We start from the raw sequence: 1,268 nt of genomic DNA, 5'->3' as shown, positions 1-1,268 counted from the left end.
CCGATCTATATTAAACCGAAACTTTATGATTTAATAATGAATAACAAAGCTAAGATAATGTCTTATTTAGATAAAACTATATTTAATTTAGTCCATGATAAGATAGAATCACTATTGAATAGTAAAATTAAAGATTTATTTAATCAGGAAAAAGTTCATGATCTTTCATCTATATTACCTAATAAAATAGTAAATATATTAAATCAAAATAATTCTAACTATAAGAAACGTATTGATAGAGAAATAAGTAATTATGTTAAAAATGTAAAAATACAAGATATATTGAAAGACAATGAAGAAAAGATAGTAACTTTAATAACTGAGAAAACTGTAGATTTCACCAAAAAAGAAGTTGATAAATATAAATCTTATGAAGTTAAAGATATACTTAATAAAATAAATAGAAAAGAAGATTTACCTGAAGAAGTAAGTAACAAATTATATGAAAATATAAAAAATAATTTACCATTCATAGTAGATGGGAAAGTAAAAAAGCTTATATATGATAATCTTATAAAATTAGATGAAGAAGAAATATGTAATATAGCTCAAAGTTTTATGGGAAAACAATTAAAGCCATTATCAATGTTCGGCGCTTTTCTAGGAACTATTGTAGGATTAATATTTGGTTTTGCTATGACGAATATCAATGGAGCTTATGGATTTTATAACAGTTTTACTAATACACTAATTGCATGCACACTTATGGGGATAGTAGGTATCATGACAAATGTTATTGCTCTTTGGATGATTTTCTGTCCTTATGAAAAAAATAAGTTTATTTCTAAGTTACCACTATTTAAAGTATTTTCAATAGGATATATACCTTCTCATAAAAATAGTTTTGCATCTGGAATGGCATACTTTATTGATAACGAATTGTTAAGTGGAAATAGAGTGGCAGACTCTTTTGAATCACAAAAATATAATTTTAAAATAAATATTATATCTACTATAAAAGATAGTAATTATGCCGTAGTACTAGATTTTGTTAGAAATAAAAAAAATAGTTTAGCTAAAAAAACATATGGTGCCATATTAAAATTATTGAAAAAAAATAATCATAAAATATGCAATAGTGCTGGAAATAAACTTTTAGAAATAGAAGGTGGAAAATTCATATCAGTAGATTTTATAAATAACAAAGCAAATGACTTAATAGAGAATATAAATCAACAGAAAAATAAGATAATAGAGTACTTAGAAGATAAGCTAAAAACATATAAGTCTTTACAAGAAGTATTGCCAGAAGAGTTAATTGAGACTAT

1 protein-coding gene is annotated in these 1,268 nt (G+C 23.6%); it reads left to right on the top strand.

Features of this window, described 5'->3' with window-relative positions; translation table 11 throughout:
* A partial coding sequence (locus tag NSA58_RS20360; RefSeq protein ID WP_330652622.1) for a DUF445 family protein occupies positions 1–1,268 on the top strand: 1,268 nt, incomplete at both ends.

Source organism: Terrisporobacter muris (genome assembly GCF_024621905.1).
Lineage (GTDB): Bacteria > Bacillota > Clostridia > Peptostreptococcales > Peptostreptococcaceae > Terrisporobacter > Terrisporobacter muris.
This window is presented reverse-complemented; position numbering and strand designations above follow the sequence as displayed.